Below are 23664 nucleotides of genomic sequence, written 5' to 3'. Positions count from 1 at the left end.
CGCCCCACCAGGCCGACGGCGCCTCAGCAGCTGCAGCCGCAGTCGCAGCCGTCGCACCCGCACCCGTCGTCCCCGCAGCAGTTGCCGCAGCACTCGCAGCAACTGCAGCAGTCACCGCACCCGCTGCAGTCGCAGTTGGCGCACGTCCCCTCCTTGCGCTCCCCGCTCCACGGGTCGTGATACGTGCCGCAGCACAACTGGCACGTGCAGGCCAGCCCCACCCACACGGCGCACCCCGCGAGCAGCCCGCGCCGGTCGCGGCGGGGCGGCTCCGGGGGCATCGGCCCACCGGGGCCGCCGGGGGCGCCCGGGGTGCCGGGCGGGGCGTACGGGTGGCCGCCGTGGGCGCACGAGACGGTGCCGAAGGCGCGGTCGACGGAGTTGCCCAGCTCGTGCGCGAGCAGCCGGTGCACCAGGCGCCCGTCGGTGAACTCGGCCTCGCGCAGCGCGAGCCGCACTCCGTGCACGGCGTCGTCGGCCAGCCGCCGGGCCTCCGTGAGCGGGGTCCCGGTGGCGGTGAGCGGGTTCCAGGCGCCCGACGCGGCGTCGGCCTCCCGGTCCTCCACGGCGTCCAGGAGGTGGGCGAGCCGACCGAAGAGGCGCCCGGCCTCGGCGAGCGGCTCGGCGTTGTGCGGCCGTCCGGCGAGGTGGGCGGTGTGGGCGAACGCGGCTGCGGTCGCGGTCTCGGTCGGCTCGGTGACGGTGAGCAGGGGCGTGCCGGGCCCGGCGAGCGCCTCGATGCCGCCCTGCCGGTCCACGGCGTCGACCAGTACGGCGGTGTCGAACCCGACGGCACCGCCGCTGCGGGCACCTGCCGCGTCCCAGCCCGCGGCGACCTTGCGGGCGGCGAGGGCCACCGGCCGGCGGGCCAGCAGGCCGTCCCCGTCGGCGACATGGTCGCGCACCTTCGCCGAGGCCAGCACCAGGGAGACGGCGGCCGCGAGCCGGGCGCCCTCGCCGTGCGCGACGGACGCGGTGCGCATCCCGCGCAGCGGGCACGGCCCCGCCGTACGCCGGCCGGCACCCCGGCCGCCGCGGCCGTCGGCCTGAGCCTCCGTCAAAACCGATATGAGCAGCCCGTCATAGTTCGTCACGATCCGCGCGAACTGTCCGTGGTCCTTGCGCAGTGCGAGACACAACCCGCACAGATGCGCCATCCACTGGCTCGTGAGGCTCTCTCCGAGCCGGTGCCTGCATGGCCTGACGATTCCGAACACGACGCTCCCCCGTGGTTCGTACGACGCTGAGCTGCGGCATCGTATCGCCGCGGCGTTCACCCGTACGCACGGCCGCTCACCCGTCCGCCGGGAAGAATCATATTTCACTCACAGTCAGCGGCCGTTTGGGAAACGGCCCTTGGGACACAAGGACTCTCGACGGATTCGCTGTGCACCAGTACCGTCACAAACCCCCCGGGCGGCGTCTATCCACTTGGCGCGACGTCCGCATCATGGATGACCATAGGGATGCGGAAGCACGAAAGACCGCTGTGAGAGGAGGCGTCCATGGGATCGGTACGCAAGGCGAGTGCGTGGCTCGGCCTCGTCGACGACAACGATGACGAGCGCTACTACGACGACGACTACTCCGAGGGCACCGAGTCCGGGGACGCCTGGGTCACGGACCCTCGGGTCAAAGTGGCCTCGGACGTGGCCGAGGAGAGGGGCCGCCGCATCGGCACGGTCACCCCGGACAGCTTCCGGGACGCGCGGGCCATCGGCGAGCTGTTCCGGGAGGGCGTCCCGGTCATCATGAACCTGACGGCCATGGAGGCCACCGACGCCAAGCGCGTGGTCGACTTCGCGGCCGGACTGATCTTCGGTCTGCGCGGTTCGATCGAGCGGGTGTCCACCCGGGTGTTCCTGCTGAGCCCGGCCGACACCCAGGTCATCAGCGGCGACTCCGCCGCCCACCGTTCCGACGGTTTCTTCAACCAGAGCTGAGGCGGGGCCGCACACCACGGCCCCGCCCCCGCCGGTGCACTACCGGTTTCGCCTCACCGGAAGGCGTCGAGTCCGGTGAGCGCCTTGCCCAGCACCAGCTGGTGCATCTCGACGGTGCCCTCATAGGTGAGCACCGATTCCAGGTTCGTCGCGTGCCGCATCACGGGGTATTCGAGGGAGATCCCGTTGGCGCCGAGGATCGTGCGGGCCGTACGGCAGATGTCGATGGCCTCGCGTACGTTGTTGAGCTTGCCGAAGCTGACCTGCTCGGGACGCAGGCGGCCGGCGTCCATGCGCCGCCCGAGGTGGTGGGCGAGCAGAATCCCCTTGTGCAGTTCGACCGCCATGTCGGCGAGCTTGGCCTGGGTCAGCTGGAACCCTCCGATGGGCCGCCCGAACTGCTCCCGCGACTTCGCGTACTCCACGGCCGCCTCGAAGGAGCTGCGGGCCGCGCCCATCGAGCCCCAGACGATGCCGTAGCGGGCGTGGGTGAGACAGCTGAGCGGTCCGCGCAGCCCGGTGACCTCCGGCAGTACGGCGTCGGCGGGCAGCCGTACGTCGTCGAGCACCAGCTCGCTGGTGACGCTGGCCCGCAGGGACCACTTGTGCTTGATCTCGGGCGCGGAGAAACCGGGGCTGTCGGTCGGCACGACGAAGCCGCGGATCCCCTCCTCGGTCTGCGCCCAGACGACGGCGACACCGGCGACCGAACCGTTGGTGATCCACATCTTGCGCCCGCCCAGCACCCAGTCCCCACCGGCGTCCCGCTTGGCGCGGGTGCGCATGTTGGCCGGGTCGGAGCCGTGATCGGGCTCGGTGAGCCCGAAGCACCCGATGATCTCGCCGCCGGCCATGCGCGGCAGCCACTCCTGCTTCTGCTCCTCGCTGCCGAAGCGGTGGATGGCGTACATGGCGAGGGAGCCCTGCACGGAGACCAGGGAGCGGATGCCGGAGTCGGCGGCCTCCAGCTCCAGGCAGGCGAGCCCGTACTGCACGGCGGTGGCACCGGCGCAGCCGTAGCCCTTGAGCGACATGCCGAGCGCCCCGATGCCGCCGAGCTCGCGGGCGAGCTCCCTGATCCCGGGCAGCTCGCCCTTCTCGTACCAGTCCGCGACGTACGGCAGCACGCGGTCGGCGGCCCAGTCCCGCACGGTGTCCCTGATCGCCAGGTCCTCCGGTTCCAGGAGGTCGTCGATGCCGAGGGGGTCGACGGGATCGAACGCGGGCGGCTTCGGGGACGCGGCCATGGAACACCCTCCGGGACGATGAAAACTAGCGGCGCTAGTTACGGCTCTCGTGCCGACGTTACGATGCGGGGCTCCGCACGTCCACCATGCCCGTCTCCCACCCACGCATCACCCGTTCACCGCCGGGACAGAGGCGAACGTCGCCCGCGGGGGTGACCCACCGCCGGCGGCTTGCGGCTAGTGGGGCAGACGGGGGCACCTCGCGGCGGGCAGAGCGGGGAAGCGACGGCGCCTCACGGTGCACGGTGCCCCGGCCGACGAGACGGCACCGCCCCGCAGGGCCACGAGCCGCGGCCGGACCTCTGCCCCTGCCGGGCCACGAGCCACGGCCGGGCCCGTAGCCCGCCAGGCCCCACGAGCCGCAGCCGCCAACGCTCCTCAGCCACCCACGGGCGACGTCCACCCCGCTCCCGACGGTGAACGGGTGGTGCGTGGGTGGGAGACCCATGCCTCACACGGACACGCGTGACTCCACCGCACCCCGAGGCCCAGGCACCGGCACCGCCTCCCCCTCACACTGCATCACCCGCGGCAACCGCAACGCCATCACCGCCCCCACCAACAACAACCCCGCACTCACCACCAACGTCACATGCAGCCCATGCACAAACGCATCCGCGGCAGCCCGCCGCAACGCACCCCCCGCAGAACCCCCCAACTCCCCCGCGACCTCGTACGCCTCCCCCAGCGAATGCCCCGCCGCCACCGACGCCGACGCCGGCACCCCGGGCACACCCCCCGCCAGCCCGGGCGCGTACGCCGCGTTCATCACGCTGCCCAGCAGCGCGATCCCGATCCCGGCGCCCAGCTGGTACGACGTCTCCCCGATCGCCGCCGCCCCACCGGCCTGCTCCTGCGGCGCCTCGCTCAGCATCGACTCGTACGCCCCGAACAGCGTCGTCTCCAGCCCGAAGCCGAGCAGCACGAACCCGGACAGCAGCAGCGCACAGTTGTCGGCCCGGCCCATCGCCGTCAGCAGCACCACCGCCACGGCCGTCAGACAGAACCCGGCGCAGACCATCCGGCGCGGCCCGAACCGCCGCAGCATCCGGGCGCCCGCCAGCCCCGCCGCCATCGCCGCGAAGGTCAGCGGCAGCAGCCTCAGCCCGGTCTCCAGCGGGGACAGCCCGAGCACCAGCTGCAGGTACTGCGCGGCGATCAACTCGAGCCCCACCAGCGCCAGCATCGCCAGCACGATGCACCCCACCGACGTACTGAACGCCGGCCGCCGGAACATCGCGAGGTCCACCAGCGGATACGTACGCCGCCGCTGCCGCCGTACGAAGCCCGCCAGCAGGGCCGCGCCCACCACCAGCGGCAGCACGGTCAAGAGGCTCGCCACCGGTTCGCCGCCGCCCAGCCGTTTCACGCCGAGGACGACCCCGAACAGACCGGCCGCCGCCATCAGCGCGCCGACCACGTCCCAGGGCCCGCGCCCCTCCCCCTTCGACTCGGGCAGCAGCAGCCGCCCCACCGGCAGGCTGACCAGCATCAGCGGGATGTTGACGAGGAAGACCGAGCCCCACCAGAAGTGCTCCAGCAGGAAACCGCCGAGCAGCGGCCCGACCGCCGCGCCCACCGCGGCCACGGCGCTCCAGATCCCGATCGCCAGCGCCCGCTCCCGCCGGTCCGGAAAGACCTGCCGCAGGATCGACAGCGTCGCCGGCATGATCATGGCGCCGCCGACGCCGAGCAGCGCACGGGCCGCGATCAGCACCTGGGCGCCCTCGGCGAGCGCCGCGAGCGCGGAGGCGACGCCGAAGAGCGCGTAGCCGAGCAGCAGGATCCGTCTGCGGCCCACGCGGTCGCCCAGCGTGCCGAACAGGATCAGCAGCGAGGCGCAGACGAGCGGATAGACGTCGACGATCCAGAGCAGTTCGATGGCGCCGGGCCTGAGGTCCTCGGTGACGGCGGGGACCGCCACGTGCAGCACGGTCGCGTCGACGGCGACGAGCAGCAGGCTGACGCAGAGGACGACCAGGACCACCCAGCGGTTGGCACCGGCCCCGGTCGCCCGACGGCGTGGCGCGGCGGCAGCCGTGGTCGTCCCGGACATGCACGTACCTCCAAGATGTTCCCTCGCGTCCGGCGGGCTGCGCGGGGTGGGGACTCCCTGCGGTGCGGCCGGAGAGAAGCGGGGACTCCGGGCCGGGCAACGGAACGCGAGTGACTCGTCAGGGTACGCGAGAGCGAGCACCGCACACGTGGTGGGCCTCACACATCCCGCCCGTCCTGTGTGGCATGCGCCACTGCGCCCCAGCCCGTGCCCGCCCCGGCCGACCGGCCACCCCGGCGCCCGGCCGATAATCGAGCCCGTGACCGATCTTGAAACGCGCGCCCCCGGCCGCGACGGAGCCCTGCGCCGGGCCGCCCCGGCACTGCTCGGCTACGCGGCCGTGCGCGCCCTGGGGCTGCTCGCCCTGGCCCTGTGGAGCGCCGCGCGCGACAAGAGCGCGTACACGCTGCTGACGGCCCGCTGGGACTCCCTCTGGTACACCAGGGTCGCCGAGCTGGGGTACGGCTACGAGGTGCGTCTGCCCAACGGCGACGTCCACTCCAACCTGGCGTTCTTCCCGCTGCTGCCCTGGCTGGAGCGGCTCGGCGCGGCGGTGTCGCCGCTGTCGTACGCCGACGCAGGCTTCGTCGTCTCGCTGCTCGCCTCGCTCGCCGCGGCGTGGGGGATCTTCGCGGTGGCGGAGCATGTGTACGGCCGTCGGGCCGGGGTGTGCGCGGTGCTGCTGTGGGCCGTGCTGCCGGTCGGGATCGTGCAGTCGATGGCGTACAGCGAGTCGCTCTTCACCGCGCTCGCCGCCTGGTCGCTGTACGCGGTGCTGACCGGGCGCTGGGTGACGGCGGGGACGCTGGCCGCGCTGGCCGGGCTGACCCGCCCGGTGGGGCTCGCCGTGGCGGCGGCGGTGTGGGTGGCCGCGATCACGGCCTGCGTACGAAGCCGGAGCGAGGCCGTCCCGGACGGCGCCCACGGACCGGAACGCGCCCCGGGCGAGGGCGCACGGCGTGTACTCGGCATGCTACTCGCGCCCCTGGGCGCCGCCGGCTACGTGCTGTGGGTCGGCCACCGCACCGGCCGGGGCCCGCTCGGCTACCTCGACGTCCAGGCGGGCTGGCGCAACGGCTTCGACGGCGGCCTGGCCTTCGCCCGGTTCACCGCCGAGAAGTTCACGTCGTTCCCGTCGGCCCTGGCGGGCGTCGGCCTGGTCGTCGGTGTCGCCCTGCTCGTCCGGCTGTACGTCGCCTGCGTACGGCAGCGCCAGCCGCTCGCGCTGCTGGTGTACGCGGGGCTGGTCGCCCTCCTCGCCCTGTGCGCGTCGAGCTACTTCGGCTCGAAGCCGCGGCTGCTGCTGCCCGCCTTCCCGCTGCTGCTGCCCCTCGCCCTGGCCCTGGCCCGGCTGAGAACGTCCAGGTCGGCGCTGGTGGTGGGCTCGGTCGCGGTGGCGTCGGCGGCGTACGGGGCGTTCTGGCTGAACGGTTCCGGACCGCCCTGACCGGCGGCGCCGGCCCGGGGCCCGCCGCCGGTGGCTGCCCGGTGGCTGCCCGGGTAATTCCGTACCAGCATTCGGTGAACGAATTCATAAGCACGATAAGACCGCCGACCGGGCCGATCAAAGGAATTGAAGCCCGGGGTTGCGACGGTTTAGGGATTCCTTCGAAATAGCCCGCCGTCTGAGAGGAATCCCACATCACATCGTCATCACAAAGCCGTTGATTCGGCAGGGATCACTCCTCACTCGCTGTAACGTCGATTGGGTGCGTACCGAACGGAAGCTCACCCGGCTGGATCGGGTGTTCGCGAGACTGGACCGGGAGCCGGAACGACCGGCCCTCCTGGCCGTGCCGGAGATGAGCCGGCACAGGTTCGCGCTGTTCGCCGGGAGCCTCGCGTTCTACATCGCGATCGTGTGGGCCGTGCTGATCACCTCGTGGCTGGTCCGGCTCGACTGGCAGGTCATGTTCTTCCGGCCCTACCAGCAGTGGCCGGAGATCCACGCCTTCGTCGACTACTACGTGGTGCTCGGCCAGCGCGGCCCCACCGCCGTGATGGTCGCGGCCTGGCTGGGCTGGCGCTCCTGGCGTCAGCACACGCTGCGCCCCCTGCTGGCGCTCGGCGTCTCCCTGCTCCTGCTGAACGTCACGGTCGGTGCCGCCAAGTACGGCATGGGCCGGCTGGGGCCGCACTACGCCACGACGATCGGCTCGAACGAGATGTGGCTCGGCGGAGATATATTTCCGAGCGGTCACACCGCGAACGCCGTCGTGACCTGGGGCATCCTGGCCTACCTGGCCTCGACGCCCAGGGCGCGGCGCTGGCTGTCGGCCCTGTCGGCGGTCACCTCGCTCGGGGTGGGCATGTCCACCGTCTACCTCGGTACGCACTGGCTCAGCGACGTGCTCCTCGGCTGGGTCGCGGGGCTGCTGATCCTGCTGGCGCTGCCCTGGTTCGAGCCGCTGATCACCCGTGCGGAGGCCTGGATCCTCGACCTGCGCGACCGTTGGTACGCCCGCCGCAGCCGCCCCCGGCCGACGAGGACGCCGGTCAGCGCCCCCGTGGTCCTCACGCCCCCCACCGCGGGCCGGGAGGAGGCTCCGAGCTGCGAGCACGCCGCCACGACCCGCACCCGGGCACCGGCGTACCTGGCCCCGGGTCCGCACACGACCCGCTCGGACCGTACGCCGGTCACCCCGGCCGGCAGCCGCCGGCCGCCGCACGCCGACCGCCACGCACGGAACACGGCCTCGACCGCCCGCCATCCGTCGGGCGGCTGATCCCCGCGCGCGTCAGCCCTTCCAGGCCCGGGCCACCAGCCCGTCCTTGACCTCGAAGTTGAGCCGGCCCACCCGGTACTCCATGGTGATGACCGTCCCCGGGGCGAGCGACCGCACCGTGGTCCAGCCCCGCTCGCGCGCGAGCCGTTCGGCCGCGTCGGAATCGAGGCCGACGTACGTGTCCGGACTGTCCTGCGGTTCGGCCGGTGGTGTCGGAATCGGTGCCATGCCGCCACGCTATGCCCTGCCCCACGACCGTGGAAGCCCAGGCCGGTATCAGGAGTGCCGGATGTCCCTCCGGTCACATTTCTGTCACAGGATCACGGGCCCCGTTTTGAACGAACTCCGTCACACGGATGGGCGGTTCCCCACTCCTTACGCGGGCATTCGAGGTAAACGACCGCGTGTCGCGCCGACCCCTCGAATAGGCGCACGGAAAAGGCTTGCGACCCGCCCACGGCACACCCCGGAAACCTTTCATTCCACGTTCGAACGATTCCGAATCGATTCGGTCATTCCTCACAGGAAACACATCCTCGACTCACAGGTTCTCCGCATCCGGAACCCGCCCCTCGGCTCCGGCCAGGGCGCGGCTGAGCCGGTCGCGGGCCACCCTGATCGTCTCCGTGAGCTCGGCCGGCTCCAGCACCTCGAAGTCGAAGCCGAGCAGCATCACGTGCACCACCATGACGTCCAGGCTCCCGGCGCCGGTGCGCAGCACGCAGCTGTTCGGGCCCTCCGCCTCCAGGACCCCGGCGGTGGGTGAGATCCGCTCGGCGGCCTCCTCCAGGGGCACCAGCAGCCGGATACGCGCGTGCCTGGCGTACGCGCGCGTGGAGACGCCCTCGGAGACATAGGCGGCCAGGTCCTCGGCGGGCGGCTCGCGCGGGACGAAACGGGGGCCGTGCGGCGGCCTGGGCGTGACGCGGTCCACCCGGAAGGTGCGCCAGTCCGCACGGTCGAGGTCGTAGGCGACCAGGTACCAGCGGCGCTCGGAGCAGACCAGCCGGTACGGCTCGACGGTGCGGCGGGACTCGGTGCCGTCATGGCCGCGGTACGCGAAGCGCAGCCGCTCGCCGTCCCGGCACAGGTGGGCCAGCTCGGTCAGGACGGCCGGGTCGACGGCGGCGGGCCCCGGGCCGCGCAGCATCGGCACGGTGAAGGCGTTGAGGGCGCCCACGCGGCGCCGCAGCCGGTTCGGCAGCACCTGCTCCAGCTTGGCGAGGGCGCGGACCGAGGTCTCGCCGATGCCCTCGATGCCCTGTCCGGCCGCCGTGCGCAGCCCGACGGCGACGGCGACCGCCTCGTCGTCGTCCAGCAGCAGCGGGGGCAGCTCGGCACCCGCGCCCAGCTGGTAGCCGCCGCCGGTGCCGGGGCTGGCGTTGACCGGGTAGCCCAGCTCGCGCAGGCGGTCCACGTCCCGGCGCACGGTGCGCGGGGAGACACCGAGGCGGTCGGCCAGGTCGGTGCCGGACCACTCGCGGTGGGCCTGGAGGAGGGAGAGCAGGCGCAGCAGTCGTGCCGAGGTCTCGAGCATGGCGCCGAGTCTGCCAGCGGTTGCGGACAGGTACTGTCCGCGACGGTCTGCCGGTCAGGCGGCCGGCTCGGTGACGGACACCGACAGGTCGTTGTCCCGGGTGTAGTACGGCCCGGCCTCCACGGGGCCGTACGGCGTCTGCACGCGCGCGCGTGGGTAGGTGAAGACGGGCTGCTTGTCGGCGACGTCGTCCAGCAGCCGCGCCAGTCGCACGGCCGGACCGGGCTCACCGGCGGGCCGCAGCCACAGGTCCCACACGCCCGGCGCCAGGCGGTCGTAGGGCACGGTGAAGCCGAACTCCGCCCGGTCGGCCGCGACGTCCAGCCGGTGCACGCCGCCCTCGCCGGTGCCGGGCCGGGCGCGCAGCTCCGCGTGGGCCTCCGGGGCGAGCTGCGTGCCGTACACCCGCCCGCGCACGGACAGCGCGTCCTTGCCGAGGCTAAGCTCCCCCGTCTCCGCGTGCGGGGCACGCAGCCAGCTGCGGACAGTGAGGTTGCCCTGCCGGGTGGCGTAGGGGATGCGGACGGCGACGTGGCCGAGCAGGCCACTGGGGGTGCGGGTGGCGAGGGAGCGCAGGTCGGTGACGCCGGGCACCAGGCGCCGCGGCTCGCCGTCGGACACGCGCGCGTAGGCGTCCCACCGGCCCTCGGGCAGGGCGACGCTGCTGGGCAGGGCGGCGCGCAGCCGGCCCTCGGCGGCCGGGGCGAGCGGCAGGCTGACCTCGTCGTCCGCGTCACGTCGGCGCAGTAGCAACAGGGCCGCCGCGGTGTCCCCGTGCGCGGCGACGTCGAAGGTCAGGCCACCCGCGGAGTCACCGATGCAGTCGGCGCGCAGCGGGGCGGCCGATGTGGTCGGCGGCGTCATGCGGTGCGGTTCCTCCCTGGACATCTCTCGTCCGGTTAGACCCGGAACCCCGTCTTCTGGTTGTCCGTGTCCGATTGCGATGTGGTCACGACGCCACCCATTTCATTCGCCGATTTCCTGATTTGTCGACCTACCGGCACAGTGATCCGTGAGTCACTTCGCCGAGGCAACACCCTTGTGCTGCACGCCACTTGATGGTGACGGGGCGTTCGCGTCCGACCGCGGACCGTGCCCGCCGGGCGGTTCGATTCGGTTGGCCGTGGGGCGTGACTCCCGCCGCGGATCGCCCGTTGTCTTCTTCATGAGCCGGGGACCCACCCGGACACCGGCCGGGAGCCACCCGGTCCGGCCACGTACCGCATCCCGAGGGAGCCACCCGTGCCGCGCATGCTCGACGTCAGCGACGACGTACGCGCCGAGATCGGCGACGAAGAAGCCGACCGCCTGCTCGCCGGGGAGTCCGCCCCGGGCACTTACGACTGTACGTCCTGCCGCACGCCGGGCGACTGCGAGCAGGAGCGCACCAGCTCCGTTCTCTTCATCGGCGACGAGACCGCCGTCCTCGCCTTCGCCCACGCCGGCTGCCTGCCCTCGCAGGTCGTCAAGGTCACCGAGGAACAGCTCCAGGGCGCCGTGCGGTCCATCAGCGCCGACCACGCCCGCCCGGAGCCCCAGGCGGCCCCCGCGGGGCAGGCCGCGCCCGAGCAGGCCGTGCTCGGCGTCACCAGCGGGCTGGTCCTGATCGCCGGGGAGCTGCACCCGGCCCTCGTGGTGGAACCGACCGCCCCCATCGCGCGGCCCGGCACGGCCGGCGCCGGCGACGACTTCCTGCCGCTGCTCATCGAGCAGGGCTTCATGCCGGTCACCGAGCTGTCCACCGCCCCGACCGTGCTGCACGGCTGGTCGGTGCTGCTCGCGATGGGGCAGCTGCACGCGGTGCTCCAGCCGGGCGGGGACGGCGGCCGTCCGGTCGCCTGGTGGCAGGCTCACCAGCCGCTCCAGGTGACCGAGGGCTGGCGCACGGCGGCCAACAAGCACCAGCAGGTACTGATGTACGCGGCACCCGTCGGGACCATCGGGCGCCAGCCGCGCGAGGACCTGCTGCGGGACGCGCTGGACATGGCGGCGGCGAACGGGCAGCTGGTCGCGGCGGCGCTCCCGCTCGCGGGCACCTGAGCGCCGGCGGTGCGGGACCGCAACGGCGGCTGCCCGGGCCGCATCCCTTCCAGCGCGAGGTCGTTTGGACATACGTGCACGCATACGACGCCTTCCACCGCCATGGCGGCCCCTCGGCCACGCCGATCTACGACGCGCTCTACGCCGAGTACGTCCGGTCCTTCCGATCACTGCCGGGCGATCGCAGCGGCGAGGAGGAGCTGGGGTTCACCGCTTTCCGGAGCATCCCGCGCAGCCGAGGCTCGTACAGCGCGTACAGTGCGGGCGCCCGTCTCGGCCAGCAGTCGGTGTGGCAGCGCGTCGGCACGCACGTCCCGGCCGCACTGCCACCGGCCCCACGCTCGGGTACCTGACCGTCGCCCGAGCGACGTGGGTGATGCGAGAGGGCGACCCCGGCCGGGGTCGCCCTCTCGCATCACCCACGTCGTTCTCGCCGCGGTTGCCGCTGCTTCCTCTGCTACTTCTTCTTCGCGCCGCGCTTCTCGCGCACCCGGACCGAGATGTGGATCGGCGTCCCGTCGAAGCCGAACTCCTCGCGCAGCCGGCGCTCGATGAAGCGTCGGTAGCCCGCCTCGATGAAGCCCGAGGCGAAGAGCACGAACCGCGGGGGCTTGGTGCCCGCCTGCGTGCCGAACAGGATGCGCGGCTGCTTGCCGCCCCGCACCGGGTGCGGGTGGGCGGCGACCAGCTCGCCGAGGAAGGCGTTCAGCCGGCCCGTCGGAACACGGGTCTCCCAGCCGGCCAGGGCCGTCTCGATCGCGGGGACCAGCTTCTCCATGTGGCGGCCGGTCTGCGCCGAGACGTTGACCCGCGGCGCCCACGCCACCTGGCCCAGCTCGGTCTCGATCTCCCGCTCCAGGTAGTAGCGGCGCTCCTCGTCGAGGGTGTCCCACTTGTTGTAGGCGACGACGATCGCGCGGCCCGCCTCGACGGCCATGGTGACGATCCGCTGGTCCTGCACCGAGATCGACTCGGAGGCGTCGATGAGGATGACGGCGACCTCCGCCTTCTCGACGGCGGCGGCGGTGCGCAGCGAGGCGTAGTAGTCGGCGCCCTGCTGGAGGTGGACGCGCTTGCGGATGCCCGCCGTGTCGACGAACTTCCAGGTGACGCCGCCCAGTTCGATCAGCTCGTCGACCGGGTCACGGGTGGTGCCGGCCAGCTCGTTGACGACGACGCGTTCCTCCCCCGCCACCTTGTTCAGCAGGGAGGACTTGCCGACGTTCGGGCGGCCGATCAGGGCGATGCGGCGCGGGCCGCCCACGGCGGTGCCGAAGGTCTGGGCCGGGGCCTCGGGCAGCGCCTCCAGGACCTTGTCCAGCATGTCGCCGGTGCCGCGGCCGTGCAGCGCGGAGACCGGGTGCGGCTCGCCGAGACCCAGCGACCACAGGTAGGCGGCGTCGGCCTCGCCGCTGGGACCGTCCACCTTGTTGGCGCACAGCACGACGGGCTTGCCGGCCTTGCGCAGCAGCCGTACGACGGCCTCGTCGGTGTCGGTGGCGCCGACCTTGGCGTCCACGACGAAGACGACCGCGTCGGCGGCCTCGATGGCGTACTCGGCCTGCGCGGCCACGGAGGCGTCGATGCCGAGGACGTCCTGCTCCCAGCCGCCGGTGTCGACGACCTTGAAGCGGCGGCCGGCCCATTCGGCCTCGTAGGTGACGCGGTCGCGGGTGACGCCGGGCTTGTCCTCGACGACGGCCTCGCGGCGGCCGATGATCCGGTTCACCAGGGTCGACTTGCCGACATTGGGGCGGCCGACGACGGCGAGGACGGGCAGCGGGCCGTGCCCGGCCTCCTCGATCGCGCCCTCGACCTCCTCGATGTCGAAGCCCTCTTCGGCGGCCAGCTCCATGAACTGCGCGTACTCGGCGTCGCCGAGCGCCCCGTGGTCGTGCTCCTCGCCCGAGCCCTCGGAGTGGATGTGGTCGTTCATGAAGTCCGTACCTCGTTCATCGTGGTGATCGGTGGAACACCCCTGTACCGGGTGATCCACTACTCAAGTGTCGCCTAGCGGTTGGTGAGCCGCCTGGCGTTTTCCAGGTGGGCGGTGAGCTGCTTCTGGATACGTTCGGTGGCCTCGTCCAGGGCCTTGCGGGTGCGCCGTCCGCTGCCGTCGCCCGCGTCGAAGGGGTCGCCGAAGACGACGTCCACGCGGGAGCGCAGCGGCGGCAGCCCCTTTATCAACCGTCCTGGCCGGTCCGTGCTTCCCAGCACGGCGACCGGGACGATCGGGGCGCCGCTGCGCACCGCGAAGTAGGCGAGCCCGGCGCGCAGCGAGGCGAAGTCGCCCTCGCCCCGGGTGCCCTCCGGGAAGATGCCCAGCACGCCACCGTCCGTCAGCACGCCCAGGGCCCGGGCGATGGCGGTGCGGTCGGTGGAGTGGCGGTCCACCTTCAGCTGTCCGATGCCGGTGAGGAACCGTCCGAGCGGGCCGACGAACGCCTCCTTCTTGATCAGGAAGTGCGTCGGCCGGGGCGCCACGCCCATGACCATCGGGCCGTCGATGTTGTGCGAGTGGTTGACGGCGTAGATCACCGGGCCGGTGGCGGGCACCCGCCAGGCACCCAGCACGCGCGGCTTCCACAGCCCGTACATGAGCCCGACGCCGATGCGCCGTCCGACCTCGGCGCCCCGCGCCGACGGGACGTCGGTCACTTCCCCGCCCGCTTCTCCTCGACGAGGGTGACGACGCACTCGATGACCTGCGGGAGGGTGAGCTCGGTGGTGTCCACCTCGACCGCGTCGTCGGCCTTGGCCAGCGGCGAGGTCTTGCGGCTGGAGTCGGCCGCGTCCCGCTTGATCAGGGCCTCTCGGGTGGCGTTGACGTCGGTGCCCTTCAGCTCGCCGTTGCGGCGGGCGGCGCGGGCCTCCGCCGAGGCGGTGAGGAAGATCTTCAGGTCGGCGTCCGGCAGCACGGTCGTGCCGATGTCGCGGCCCTCGACGACGATGCCGAGCGGGGCGGAGGCGGCGATGGTGCGCTGCAGCTCGGTGATCCGGGCCCGCACCTCGGGGACGGCGCTGACCGCGCTGACCTTGGAGGTGACCTCCTGGGTGCGGATCGGGCCGGCCACGTCCACGCCGTCGACCGTGATGGTCGGGCCGGCCGGGTCGGTGCCGGAGACGATCTCGGGCTTGCCTGCCGCGGCGGCGACGGCGTGCGGGTCGGCTATGTCGATGCCGTTGGTCACCATCCACCACGTGATCGCCCGGTACTGGGCGCCGGTGTCCAGGTAGCTCAGGCCGAGCTGCGCGGCGACGGCCTTCGACGTGCTCGACTTGCCCGTGCCGGAGGGGCCGTCGATGGCGACAATCACGGCCGGGACGGTCGGGGCGGCGCCGTTTTCCACGGGGGGACACCTTCCTGGTGCGGTGCGGTGGGTGGTGTGCGGGACGCGAAGGCGTCCCGCACAAGGTTACTGGCTCCGCGGGACCCCTCCGACAGTCGCCCGGGTACCGCTCCTCACTGCCGGAGCGCCCAGCCCCGCTCCTTCAGGGCCGCCGTCAGCACGGCGGCCGCCTTCGGCTCGACCATGAGCTGCACCAGACCGGCCTGCTGCCCGGTCGCGTGCTCGATCCGTACGTCCTCGACGTTGACCCCGGCCCGTCCCGCGTCCGCGAAGATGCGGGCCAGCTGCCCGGGCTGGTCGTCGATGAGGACGGCCACGGTCTCGTAGACCCGCGGGGCCGAGCCGTGCTTGCCCGGGACCCGCACCTGTCCGGCGTTGCCGCGCCGCAGCACCTCGGCGATGCCGTTGCCGCCCTCGCGGCGCTTGTCCTCGTCGGAGGACTGCAGGGCGCGCAGGGCCCGCACCGTCTCCTCCAGGTCGGCGGCGACGTCGGTGAGCAGGTCGGCGACCGGTCCCGGGTTCGCCGAGAGGATGTCGATCCACATCCGGGGTTCGGAGGCGGCGATCCGCGTGACGTCGCGGATGCCCTGCCCGCACAGCCGTACGGCGGCCTCCTCGGCGTGCTCCAGGCGCGCGGCGACCATGCTGGAGACCAGGTGGGGCATGTGGGAGACGAGGGCCACGGCGCGGTCGTGGGCGTCCGCGTCCATCACCACCGGCACCGCGCGGCAGTGCGAGACCAGTTCCAGGGCGAGGTTCAGCACCTCGGTGTCGGTGTCCCGGGTCGGGGTCAGCACCCAGGGGCGGCCCTCGAAGAGGTCGCCGGTGGCGGCCAGCGGCCCGGACTTCTCCCGGCCGGACATGGGGTGCGTGCCGATGTACGACGACAGATCGAGGCCGCGCGCCTCCAGCTCGCGCCGGGGGCCGCCCTTGACGCTGGCCACGTCGAGGTAGCCGCGGGCGACGCCGCGCCCCATGGCGTCGGCGAGCACGTCGGCCACCAGAGCGGGCGGGGCGGCGACGATCGCGAGGTCGACCGGCCCCACCGGGAGCTCGTCGGTGCCGGCGCCCAGCGCGGCGGCCGTGCGGGCCTGCTCGGGGTCGTGGTCGGCGAGGTGGACGGTGACGCCTCGCTGGGTGAGGGCGAGGGCGGCGGAGGTGCCGATCAGGCCGGTGCCGATGACGAGTGCGGTTCTCACTGGGCGATGTCCTTGCGCAGGGCCGCGGCGGCGCCGAGGTAGACGTGGGCGATCTCGGCGCGGGGCCGGTCGGACTCGATGTGGGCGAGGATCCGGACGACGCGCGGCATGGCGCCCTCGATGTCCAGCTCCTGGGCGCAGATCAGCGGGACGTCGGTGATGCCGAGCCCCCGGGCCGCGGCGGCCGGGAAGTCGCTGTGCAGGTCGGGAGTGGCCGTGAACCAGATGCTGATGAGGTCGTCGCTGGTGAGACCGTTGCGCTCCAGGACGGCCGTCAGCAGGGCCGCGACCTGCTCGTCCATGTGTCCGGCCTCGTCCCGCTCCAGTTGGACAGCGCCCCGGACCGCTCGTACCGCCACGGCGATGCTCCTTGCTGACGTGTTGTGCCGGCGTATCGGCTCTTGGTCCGTCCAGCGTAGTCAGCCCGCGCGGGGCCGGTGCGCGACGCCCGCCTCCTGAGACGCTGGCCGTTGCCGATGTCTGCCCTCCCTCATCCCTCTCGGAGTGACGCCATGAACCACAGCCCGACGCGCCGTACGGCCCTCCTCACGACGGGCGCGGCGGCGCTCGCGGTGAGCTGCGGCGGCGGGGACGACGGCTCCTCGGAGGTCGCGCCCTCCGCCGGTCAGGAGCTGGCGTCGACGCAGGACATCCCGGTCGGCGGCGGCAAGATCCTCGCGGCCGAGAAGATCGTGGTGACCCAGCCGGAGCAGGGCGAGTTCAAGGCCTTCTCGGCGGTCTGCACCCACCAGGGCTGCATCGTGTCGGACGTGCGGGACGGCACCATCGACTGCGCCTGCCACGGCAGCCGGTTCACCGTCGCCGACGGCGCGGTGAAGCAGGGTCCGGCCACGGAGCCACTGCCCGAGAAGCAGATCACCGTGGAGGGAAATTCGGTCCGCCTGGCGTGAGACGCCCGCGTACGCTCCCCCGCATGCGACCCGAGACCCTGGTCCGCGACCACACCGTCTACGCCTGTGTCATGGGCTCGCGCGCCTTCGGTCTGGCGACGGAGGACAGCGACACGGACCGTCGGGGGGTCTTCCTCGCGCCCACCGAGCTGTACTGGCGCTTCGAGAAGCCGCCGACGCACGTGGAGGGTCCGGCGGAGGAGCAGTTCAGCTGGGAGCTGGAGCGCTTCTGCGAGCTGGCGCTGCGCGCGAACCCGAACATCCTGGAGTGCCTGCACTCCCCGCTCGTGGAGTACGCCGACGACACGGGCCGCGAACTGCTCGCCCTGCGCGGCGCGTTCCTGTCCCGTCGGGTCCACGAGACGTTCACCCGCTACGCGTACGGCCAGCGCCGCAAGCTGGACGCCGACGTGCGCACGCACGGCGCCCCGCGCTGGAAGCACGCCATGCACCTGCTGCGGCTGCTGACGACCGCCCGCGACCTGCTGCGCACCGGAGTCCTGACGATCGACGTCGGCGACCGGCGGGAGTCGCTGCTCGCCGTGAAGCGCGGCGAGGTGCCGTGGCCGGAGGTGGAGGCGCGGATGGCGCGCCTGGCCCGGGAGGGCGAGGAGGCGGCCCGGCACAGCCCGCTCCCCGAGGAGCCGGACCGGCGCCGGGTGGAGGCCTTCCTGATCCGCACCCGCCGCGCCTCAGCGCTCCAGCCGGGTCCGTACGACGAGGTCGTGCAGGGCGTCGTACGCGGTGGGCGCGTCGGGCAGGGCTGACGCCGCCTGCGCCCCGTCCAGCACGCCGTGCAGCCCCTCCACGTCGGCACGCACGCGCGCGTGGTCGACGCCGGCGTCCCCGTGCTCTCGCTCCGCCTTGGCGGCGATCAGGTCGGGCAGGTAGCCCGGGGCGGCGTCGACCTCGTCGACGAGCGTGGGCAGATGGGGCTGGAGCTCCGCGGCGCGCATCAGGTGGATGCCGGTGAGCAGCACCCGGAAGGTGTACAGCAGCGGCTTCAGCTCACCGCTCTTCTCGAACAGCCGCCACTGGGTGTTCGCGAACCCCCGGTAGTGGTGCGCGTGGTGGGCGGTGAGGACGCCCGGCGCGAGGGCGGCCAGTTCCCGGTGCGCCCCGGTGGTGTGCACGACCAGCGGCGACAGCAGCTGCTCCAGCACATAGCCGTTGCGCCGCAGCATCAGCCGTACGAACTTGCGCAGGTCGTGCGTGACCAGGTCCATCTCGACGCCCTCCCGGTCCCACATCCGCGACCGCGTCTCCTCCGGCTCGCGCAGCCCGACCAGGTCGGCGGCCGGCAGCAGGTGGACGCCGCGCAGGTCGACGTCCGAGTCGCGGGAGGGGAAGCCGTAGAGGTGGGCGCCGGAGACGGTGGCGAACAGCACCGGGAAGGGCTGCTCGGCCACCACCGGGGCCAGGTCGATGTCGAGGGCGTCGATCATCGCTCAAGCGTCCCAGAGCGCCCCGAGGGCCAGCAGGTCGGCCCGGTACTCGATGCGGTCGGCCCACGAGGACGGCCAGGCGTCGGCGCCGAGGTACGCGCCCGCGAAGGCACCGGCAAGGCAGGCGATGGAGTCGGAGTCGCCCGAGGTGCAGGCGCCGCGGCGCAGGGCGGTCAGCGGCTCGTCGACGAAGAGCAGGAAGCAGAGCAGCCCGGCCGCCATGGCCTCCTCGGCGATCCAGCCCTCACCGACCGCCAGACACGGGTCGGTCTCCGGCGAGACGGTGCGCACCGCGTGCCGGAGCCGTTCGAGGATCGCCAGGCACTCGTCCCAGCCGCGCGCGATGAAGTGCTCGGGTGTGGGGTCCTGGGCGCGGGTCCACAGGTCGCCGAGCCAGCGCTCGTGGTAGCGGGTGCGGTTGTCGTAGGCGTACGACCGCAGCAGCCCGACCAGCCCGGTCGGCTCGGCGCCCTCGGCGAGCAGCCGTACGGCGTGCGCGGTGAGGTCGGAGGCGGCGAGCGCGGTCGGGTGCCCGTGGGTGAGGGCGGACTGCAACTGGGCGGCGCCGGCGCGCTGTTCGTCGCTGAGGCCGGGGACGAGTCCTATGGGCGCGACGCGCATGTTGGCGCCGCAGCCCTTGGAGTGGACCTGGCTGGCGTCCTGCCAGCGGCGGTCCGGTCGCTCCAGGAGGCCGCAGGCCGTGAGGCAGGTGTTGCCCGGGGCCCGGTTGTTCTCCGGCGACCGGTTCCAGGCAATGAACTCCTGCCGTACGGGCCCGGTCATCCCCTCCGGCGCCAGCACTCCGCGGTCCATGGCCGTCCGCAGCCCCTTCCCCAGCGCCAGCGTCATCTGCGTGTCGTCGGTGACGATCGCGGGCCGGGGCAGCTCCATCTCCCGCCACGGGCCGCACTTGGCGAGGATCGACGGGACGTCGTTGAACTCGGTGGGGAAGCCCAGCGCGTCCCCGAGGGCGAGTCCGGTGAGCGCCCCGGTGGCGGCGCGCTTGGTGACGGCGGTCGTGGTCATGCGGGGCGTCCTTCCCGAGGGGTGCGGAGCAGGGGCGGGTGCAGCGTGGTGGCCGGGCCCGCGCGGTACAGCGCGGCCGGTTTGCCGCGGCCGCCGGTGAGCCGGGCGGCGCCGGGGACCGGTTCGACGAAACCGGGGGTGGCGAGGACCTTGCGGCGGAAGTTGGGCCGGTCCAGGGCGGTGCCCCACACCGTCTCGTAGACCTGCTGCAGCTCGCCGAGCGTGAACTCGGCCGGGCAGAAGGCGGTGGCCAGGCAGGTGTACTCCAGCTTGGCGCCGACGCGGTCCCGGGCGTCGGCCAGGATCCGGTCGTGGTCGAAGGCGAGGCCTTCGGCCTTCTCGTACGGCACCCAGCGGGCCTCGGCCGCGTCGGTGCCCGGGTGCGGCTCGGGAGGGTCGGGCAGCAGGGCGGCGAACGCGACGGACACGACGCGCATCCTGGGGTCGCGGTCGGGCTCGCTGTAGGTCCGCAGCTGCTCGAGGTGCAGCCCCGTCACATCGGCCAGGCCGGTCTCCTCGGCCAGCTCCCTGCGGGCCGCCGTCTCCGCCGACTCGGTCGGCAGCAGGAACCCGCCGGGCAGCGCCCAGCGGCCCGCGTACGGCTCCTGGCCCCGCTCGACGAGCAGCACGTGCAGCGCGCCCGCGCGGAGCGTGAGGACGGCGAGATCGACGGTGACGGCGAAGGGCTCGAAGGCGTGTTTGTCGTAGCCGTGCACGACCGGCCACCCCCTTAATAGTCACTCTGACTATAAAAGGGGGCGGCCGGTCGGAACAAGCCCTTGCTCGGGGCCAACCGTTACGACGGGTCGACTAGAGCTCGACCTCCTGCATCAGCATCCCGACCTCCGTGTTGGACAGCCGGCGCAACCAGCCCGACTTCTGGTCGCCCAGGGTGATGGGACCGAAGGCGGTGCGCACCAGCTTGTCGACCGGGAAGCCGGCCTCCGCGAGCATGCGCCGCACGATGTGCTTGCGACCCTCGTGGAGGGTCACCTCGACCAGGTAGTTCTTGCCGGTCTGCTCCACGACCCGGAAGTGGTCCGCGCGCGCGTACCCGTCCTCCAGCTGGATGCCGTCCTTGAGGCGCTTGCCGAGGTCGCGCGGGATCGGGCCCACGATGTGCGCGAGGTAGGTCTTCTTCACGCCGTAGCGGGGATGGGTCAGGCGGTGGGCCAGCTCGCCGTGGTTGGTGAGCAGGATGACGCCCTCGGTCTCGGTGTCGAGCCGGCCGACGTGGAAGAGGCGGGTCTCGCGGTTGGTGACGTAGTCACCGAGGCACTGGCGGCCCTCCGGGTCCTCCATGGTGGAGACGACACCGGCGGGCTTGTTGAGCGAGAAGAACTGGTACGACTGCGTGGCGACGGTCAGGCCGTCGACCTTGACCTCGTCCTTCTCCGGGTCGACGCGGCGGCCCTGCTCCAGCACGATCTCGCCGTTGATCTCGACCCGGGCCTGCTCGATCAGCTCCTCGCAGGCACGCCGGGAGCCGTAGCCCGCGCGCGCGAGGACCTTCTGCAGCCGCTCGCCCTCCTGCTCGGCACCCGGGAAGGTCTTGGGCAGCTTGACGTCCTTCTTGCCCGCGTACCGCTCACGGTTGCGCTCCTCGGCCCGCGTCTCGTACTCGCGGGACGTGGCCGGGGCGCTGCGCCCGCGCTGCTGGGGCCGCTTCGGACCGCCCTTCGCGCCGCCGCGGGCCGAGGGGCCGCGGCCCGACTTCGGACCGTCCTTGGTGGCGCCGGGGCCCACGTCGTAGCGCCGCTCCTCCGGGCGCGGCTTCTTGGGACGGCCGCCCTGCTTGTCGTCGCGGTTGTTACCGGCACCGCGGTAGTTGCCGCGGCCACCGCCACTCCCGCCGCGGCCGCCGCTGTTGCCACCACGGCTCCCGCCGTTGTTTCCGCTGCTGTTCCTGCCGCTGCTGCTTCGCATCAAAGTTCCGTCTTGTCGTCTGCGTCCCCGGAATCGGAATCCGGGGCGTCCGGATCGAACGACGGCACCGCTTCCAGTGTCTCGGCCTCGATCGCCGCGGCCTCCGGGAGGAAGGGCGCGAGCTCCGGGAGCTCGTCCAGGCCGCGCAGGCCCATCCGCTCCAGGAAGTAGTTCGTCGTCACGTACAGGATCGCACCTGTTTCGGGTTCCGTGCCCGCCTCCTCCACCAGACCCCGCTGCAGGAGGGTGCGCATCACGCCGTCGCAGTTCACGCCGCGCACCGCGGAGACGCGGCTGCGGCTGACCGGCTGGCGGTAGGCGACCACCGCGAGGGTCTCCAGCGCGGCCTGGGTGAGGCGGGCGTGCTGGCCGTCCAGGACGAAGCCCTCGACGGCGGCGGCGTACTCGGGACGGCTGTAGAAACGCCAGCCGCCGGCGATCAGGCGCAGCTCGAAGCCGCGGCCCTGGACGGTGTACTCGTCGGCCAGCTCGCGCAGGGCGTCCGCGATCTGCCGCCGGGGCCGCTGGAGTATCTTCGCGAGGTGCTCCTCGGTCACGGGCTCGTCCACGACCATGAGGACGGCTTCGAGGGCGGGCTTGAGGTCGAGGGCGGCGACGGCAGCGGGCCCGCCCGGAACCTCCGTGGTCTCTTCACTCACGCCTTCTGCTCCTCCTTCGGCGCCTCGGGCGGCCGGTCGAACTCGTCGGTCACCACCGGTTCGGTGTCCTCGTCGCCTCCCGTCCAGCGCACCAGCAGGTCACCCAGCGCGGTCTCCTGGTCCAGCGCGACGGCCTTCTCCCGGTACAGCTCCAACAGGGCGAGGAAGCGGGCCACGACGGTCAGCGTGTCCTCGGTGTCCTCGACCAGCACCCGGAAGCTGGCCTCGCCCAGCTCCCTCAGGCGGGCGACGACGATGCCCGCCTGCTCCTGCACGCTGACCAGGGGCGCGTGGATGTGCTCGACGTACACCTGCGGCTTGGGCCTGGGCTGCATCGCCTTCACGGCGAGCTTGGCGAAGCCCTCCGGCCCGATGCTGATGACGACGTCGGGCAGCAGCTCCGCGTGGTGGGGTTCCAGGCCGACGGTACGGGGGTACCGTCGGGCCTCGGCTTCGAGCCGCTCGTTGAAGATCTCGGCGATCTGCTTGTACGCGCGGTACTGGAGCAGCCGGGCGAAGAGCAGGTCGCGGGCCTCCAGCAGCGCCAGGTCGGCCTCGTCCTCGATCTCGGCGGCGGGCAGCAACCGGGCCGCCTTCAGGTCGAGCAGGGTCGCCGCCACGACCAGGAACTCGGTCGTCTCGTCGAGGTCCCAGTCCGGCCCCATCGCCCGGATGTGCGCCATGAACTCGTCGGTCACCTTGGACAGGGCGACCTCGGTGACGTCCATCTTGTGCTTGGAGATCAACTGGAGGAGCAGGTCGAAGGGCCCCTCGAAGTTGGCGAGCCGCACCTTGAAGACACCGCCGCCACCGTCGTCGGACTGCGCCTCGGACGCCTCGGGCGTCTCACGTGCCTCGGGCGTCTCGATGACTGGCGGGACCGGAGGGTCCGACGGGACTGGAGAGCCCGGCGGGACTGGAGGGGCCGGCGGGACTGGAGGGGCCGGTGGGGGCACCCGCGGCTCTGCCGGCCCTCTCCCCAGCGCACGCCGACGGCCGGCGCGGGCGCCGGGGCGGGGGGCGTCGTTCGAGGTCATGGCCCCCGCAGGCTACCGCTAGCGCCCGCGCAGCCGTCGTACGAGGATGCTGGCATCCCCCCGGGTCTCCAGGTCGGCGAGGACCACGGCGACCGCCTCGCGGACGATGCGGCCGCGGTCGACGGCCAGCCCGTGCTCGCCCCGGAGCACGAGGCGGGCGTGCTCGAGGTCCATGAGCTCCTCGGCGGAGACGTACACGGTGATCTTCTCGTCGTGGCGCTCACGGCCGCTGGGGCGGCGTGCGGCGGCCCGGCCGCGCTTGCGGGGCTGGCCGGCGGCGGCAGAACCTTCCTGCGCTCCCGCACCCGGCCCGGCGCCCCGCGCGGAGCGCTCCGCGCTCCGGCTGTGCGGCTCGCCCGCGGAGCCCGGCTCCGCGTCCGCCGCGGTGTGCTCGGCGCCCTCGCCGTCACCGCCCTGCGCGGGCACGGACTGCGGTGCGTCCTCGGCGGCCGCCTGGTCGCTCTCCCCCGCCGGTGCCGGCACCCGGGCTTCGCCGCCCGCCGGTCGCCGCGGGGTGGACGCCTGGAGCGCCATCCCCCCTGTCGTACGGAAGAGTTCGTCG

Annotated in this window: 25 protein-coding genes; 7 read left to right on the top strand and 18 right to left on the bottom strand. The window is 72.8% G+C overall.

The window, feature by feature from the left end:
- Window positions 1–23: 23 nt before the first annotated feature.
- Entirely contained in the window at window positions 24–1217 is a 1194-nt protein-coding gene (locus ACIGO6_RS29105) for a DUF5685 family protein (RefSeq protein WP_399881462.1), read from the bottom strand.
- A 288-nt stretch (window positions 1218–1505) separates the two neighbouring features.
- Between ACIGO6_RS29105 and ACIGO6_RS29100 the strand changes: the two genes are divergently transcribed.
- The gene (locus ACIGO6_RS29100; RefSeq protein ID WP_399881460.1) at window positions 1506–1943 is read left to right on the top strand and encodes a cell division protein SepF; all 438 of its coding nucleotides are present in this window, start codon (window positions 1506–1508) and stop codon (window positions 1941–1943) included.
- 53 nt (window positions 1944–1996) lie between these two features.
- Here the strand turns inward: ACIGO6_RS29100 and ACIGO6_RS29095 are convergent, their stop codons facing one another.
- Window positions 1997–3190: an acyl-CoA dehydrogenase family protein gene (locus ACIGO6_RS29095; protein ID WP_399881458.1), complete on the bottom strand. Its 1194-nt coding sequence runs from the start codon at window positions 3188–3190 to the stop codon at window positions 1997–1999.
- Between the two features lie 451 nt (window positions 3191–3641).
- On the bottom strand, window positions 3642–5246 hold the full coding sequence (locus ACIGO6_RS29090; RefSeq protein WP_399881456.1) for an MFS transporter: 1605 nt from the start codon (window positions 5244–5246) through the stop codon (window positions 3642–3644).
- Window positions 5247–5505: 259 nt separating this feature from the next.
- Here ACIGO6_RS29090 and ACIGO6_RS29085 point away from each other — a divergent pair, with 259 nt between their 5' ends.
- Both ACIGO6_RS29085 and ACIGO6_RS29080 read left to right on the top strand, forming a co-directional pair.
- Window positions 5506–6693, top strand: a complete 1188-nt coding sequence (locus ACIGO6_RS29085) for a glycosyltransferase family 39 protein (protein ID WP_399881454.1) — start codon at window positions 5506–5508, stop codon at window positions 6691–6693.
- A gap of 262 nt (window positions 6694–6955) precedes the next feature.
- Complete coding sequence (locus ACIGO6_RS29080; RefSeq protein WP_399881452.1) at window positions 6956–7972, top strand: phosphatase PAP2 family protein; 1017 nt, start codon at window positions 6956–6958, stop codon at window positions 7970–7972.
- Between the two features lie 12 nt (window positions 7973–7984).
- Here the strand turns inward: ACIGO6_RS29080 and ACIGO6_RS29075 are convergent, their stop codons facing one another.
- From ACIGO6_RS29075 to ACIGO6_RS29065, 3 genes are all read right to left on the bottom strand, one after another.
- A complete protein-coding gene (locus ACIGO6_RS29075) occupies window positions 7985–8200 on the bottom strand; it encodes an I78 family peptidase inhibitor (protein ID WP_399881450.1) in 216 nt (71 codons plus the stop codon).
- 313 nt (window positions 8201–8513) lie between these two features.
- The gene (locus ACIGO6_RS29070) at window positions 8514–9509 is read right to left on the bottom strand and encodes a helix-turn-helix transcriptional regulator (RefSeq protein ID WP_399881448.1); all 996 of its coding nucleotides are present in this window, start codon (window positions 9507–9509) and stop codon (window positions 8514–8516) included.
- A gap of 54 nt (window positions 9510–9563) precedes the next feature.
- Window positions 9564–10373 (bottom strand): hypothetical protein, encoded by an 810-nt coding sequence (locus tag ACIGO6_RS29065; protein ID WP_399881446.1) that lies wholly within the window; start codon window positions 10371–10373, stop codon window positions 9564–9566.
- Window positions 10374–10751: 378 nt separating this feature from the next.
- On the opposite strand from ACIGO6_RS29065, the gene ACIGO6_RS29060 reads away from it, so the two are divergent.
- Window positions 10752–11549: a hypothetical protein gene (locus tag ACIGO6_RS29060; RefSeq protein WP_399881444.1), complete on the top strand. Its 798-nt coding sequence runs from the start codon at window positions 10752–10754 to the stop codon at window positions 11547–11549.
- 74 nt (window positions 11550–11623) lie between these two features.
- Entirely contained in the window at window positions 11624–11902 is a 279-nt protein-coding gene (locus tag ACIGO6_RS29055) for a hypothetical protein (RefSeq protein WP_399881442.1), read from the top strand.
- A 104-nt stretch (window positions 11903–12006) separates the two neighbouring features.
- On the opposite strand, the gene der is transcribed toward ACIGO6_RS29055, so the two are convergent.
- From der to aroH, 5 genes are all read right to left on the bottom strand, one after another.
- Window positions 12007–13485, bottom strand: coding sequence for a ribosome biogenesis GTPase Der (gene der / locus ACIGO6_RS29050; RefSeq protein ID WP_399881440.1), 1479 nt, complete (start codon window positions 13483–13485; stop codon window positions 12007–12009).
- Between the two features lie 74 nt (window positions 13486–13559).
- Window positions 13560–14207 (bottom strand): lysophospholipid acyltransferase family protein, encoded by a 648-nt coding sequence (locus ACIGO6_RS29045; RefSeq protein ID WP_399881438.1) that lies wholly within the window; start codon window positions 14205–14207, stop codon window positions 13560–13562.
- Window positions 14204–14899 carry a (d)CMP kinase gene (gene cmk, locus ACIGO6_RS29040; protein WP_399881436.1) on the bottom strand — a complete coding sequence of 232 codons (696 nt, stop codon included), beginning with the start codon at window positions 14897–14899 and terminating at the stop codon, window positions 14204–14206. The genes ACIGO6_RS29045 and cmk overlap by 4 nt, the downstream gene beginning before the upstream one ends.
- Window positions 14900–15012: 113 nt before the next feature.
- Window positions 15013–16098: a prephenate dehydrogenase gene (locus tag ACIGO6_RS29035; protein WP_399881434.1), complete on the bottom strand. Its 1086-nt coding sequence runs from the start codon at window positions 16096–16098 to the stop codon at window positions 15013–15015.
- Window positions 16095–16457, bottom strand: coding sequence for a chorismate mutase (gene aroH, locus ACIGO6_RS29030; RefSeq protein WP_399881432.1), 363 nt, complete (start codon window positions 16455–16457; stop codon window positions 16095–16097). Before aroH ends, ACIGO6_RS29035 begins: the two co-directional genes overlap by 4 nt.
- A gap of 153 nt (window positions 16458–16610) precedes the next feature.
- Here aroH and ACIGO6_RS29025 point away from each other — a divergent pair, with 153 nt between their 5' ends.
- Window positions 16611–17009: a Rieske (2Fe-2S) protein gene (locus tag ACIGO6_RS29025; RefSeq protein WP_399881430.1), complete on the top strand. Its 399-nt coding sequence runs from the start codon at window positions 16611–16613 to the stop codon at window positions 17007–17009.
- A 23-nt stretch (window positions 17010–17032) separates the two neighbouring features.
- Window positions 17033–17776 (top strand): DNA polymerase beta superfamily protein, encoded by a 744-nt coding sequence (locus ACIGO6_RS29020; RefSeq protein ID WP_399881428.1) that lies wholly within the window; start codon window positions 17033–17035, stop codon window positions 17774–17776.
- On the opposite strand, the gene ACIGO6_RS29015 is transcribed toward ACIGO6_RS29020, so the two are convergent.
- The 7 genes from ACIGO6_RS29015 to ACIGO6_RS28985 form a co-directional block, all read right to left on the bottom strand.
- A complete protein-coding gene (locus ACIGO6_RS29015) occupies window positions 17702–18454 on the bottom strand; it encodes a DNA polymerase beta superfamily protein (RefSeq protein ID WP_399881426.1) in 753 nt (250 codons plus the stop codon). The two genes, ACIGO6_RS29020 and ACIGO6_RS29015, sit on opposite strands and share 75 nt — an antisense overlap.
- 3 nt (window positions 18455–18457) lie before the next feature.
- Entirely contained in the window at window positions 18458–19480 is a 1023-nt protein-coding gene (locus ACIGO6_RS29010; RefSeq protein WP_399881424.1) for an ADP-ribosylglycohydrolase family protein, read from the bottom strand.
- On the bottom strand, window positions 19477–20196 hold the full coding sequence (locus tag ACIGO6_RS29005; protein ID WP_399881422.1) for an NUDIX hydrolase: 720 nt from the start codon (window positions 20194–20196) through the stop codon (window positions 19477–19479). The genes ACIGO6_RS29010 and ACIGO6_RS29005 overlap by 4 nt, the downstream gene beginning before the upstream one ends.
- A 94-nt stretch (window positions 20197–20290) precedes the next feature.
- A complete protein-coding gene (locus ACIGO6_RS29000; protein ID WP_399881420.1) occupies window positions 20291–21406 on the bottom strand; it encodes a pseudouridine synthase in 1116 nt (371 codons plus the stop codon).
- Entirely contained in the window at window positions 21406–22065 is a 660-nt protein-coding gene (scpB, locus tag ACIGO6_RS28995; RefSeq protein ID WP_399881418.1) for an SMC-Scp complex subunit ScpB, read from the bottom strand. The genes ACIGO6_RS29000 and scpB overlap by 1 nt, the downstream gene beginning before the upstream one ends.
- A complete protein-coding gene (locus ACIGO6_RS28990) occupies window positions 22062–23102 on the bottom strand; it encodes a segregation and condensation protein A (protein WP_399881416.1) in 1041 nt (346 codons plus the stop codon). The genes scpB and ACIGO6_RS28990 overlap by 4 nt, the downstream gene beginning before the upstream one ends.
- An 18-nt stretch (window positions 23103–23120) precedes the next feature.
- Window positions 23121–23636: a hypothetical protein gene (locus tag ACIGO6_RS28985; protein WP_399881871.1), complete on the bottom strand. Its 516-nt coding sequence runs from the start codon at window positions 23634–23636 to the stop codon at window positions 23121–23123.
- Window positions 23637–23664 lie beyond the last annotated feature (28 nt).

It is taken from the genome of Streptomyces sp. NPDC053750 (assembly GCF_044544295.1).
In the GTDB taxonomy this organism is placed as follows: domain Bacteria; phylum Actinomycetota; class Actinomycetes; order Streptomycetales; family Streptomycetaceae; genus Streptomyces.
This window is presented reverse-complemented; position numbering and strand designations above follow the sequence as displayed.

Coding starts and splice junctions, on each gene's coding strand:
- ACIGO6_RS29100 (WP_399881460.1), top strand. CDS start 1,506: ATGGGATCGGTACGCAAGGCGAGTGCGTGGCTCGGCCTCGTCGACGAC.
- ACIGO6_RS29095 (WP_399881458.1), bottom strand. CDS start 3,190: ATGGCCGCGTCCCCGAAGCCGCCCGCGTTCGATCCCGTCGACCCCCTC.
- ACIGO6_RS29090 (WP_399881456.1), bottom strand. CDS start 5,246: ATGTCCGGGACGACCACGGCTGCCGCCGCGCCACGCCGTCGGGCGACC.
- ACIGO6_RS29075 (WP_399881450.1), bottom strand. CDS start 8,200: ATGGCACCGATTCCGACACCACCGGCCGAACCGCAGGACAGTCCGGAC.
- ACIGO6_RS29070 (WP_399881448.1), bottom strand. CDS start 9,509: ATGCTCGAGACCTCGGCACGACTGCTGCGCCTGCTCTCCCTCCTCCAG.
- ACIGO6_RS29065 (WP_399881446.1), bottom strand. CDS start 10,373: ATGACGCCGCCGACCACATCGGCCGCCCCGCTGCGCGCCGACTGCATC.
- der (WP_399881440.1), bottom strand. CDS start 13,485: ATGAACGACCACATCCACTCCGAGGGCTCGGGCGAGGAGCACGACCAC.
- ACIGO6_RS29025 (WP_399881430.1), top strand. CDS start 16,611: ATGAACCACAGCCCGACGCGCCGTACGGCCCTCCTCACGACGGGCGCG.
- ACIGO6_RS29020 (WP_399881428.1), top strand. CDS start 17,033: ATGCGACCCGAGACCCTGGTCCGCGACCACACCGTCTACGCCTGTGTC.
- ACIGO6_RS29015 (WP_399881426.1), bottom strand. CDS start 18,454: ATGATCGACGCCCTCGACATCGACCTGGCCCCGGTGGTGGCCGAGCAG.
- ACIGO6_RS29010 (WP_399881424.1), bottom strand. CDS start 19,480: ATGACCACGACCGCCGTCACCAAGCGCGCCGCCACCGGGGCGCTCACC.
- ACIGO6_RS29000 (WP_399881420.1), bottom strand. CDS start 21,406: ATGCGAAGCAGCAGCGGCAGGAACAGCAGCGGAAACAACGGCGGGAGC.
- ACIGO6_RS28990 (WP_399881416.1), bottom strand. CDS start 23,102: ATGACCTCGAACGACGCCCCCCGCCCCGGCGCCCGCGCCGGCCGTCGG.
- ACIGO6_RS28985 (WP_399881871.1), bottom strand. CDS start 23,636: ATGGCGCTCCAGGCGTCCACCCCGCGGCGACCGGCGGGCGGCGAAGCC.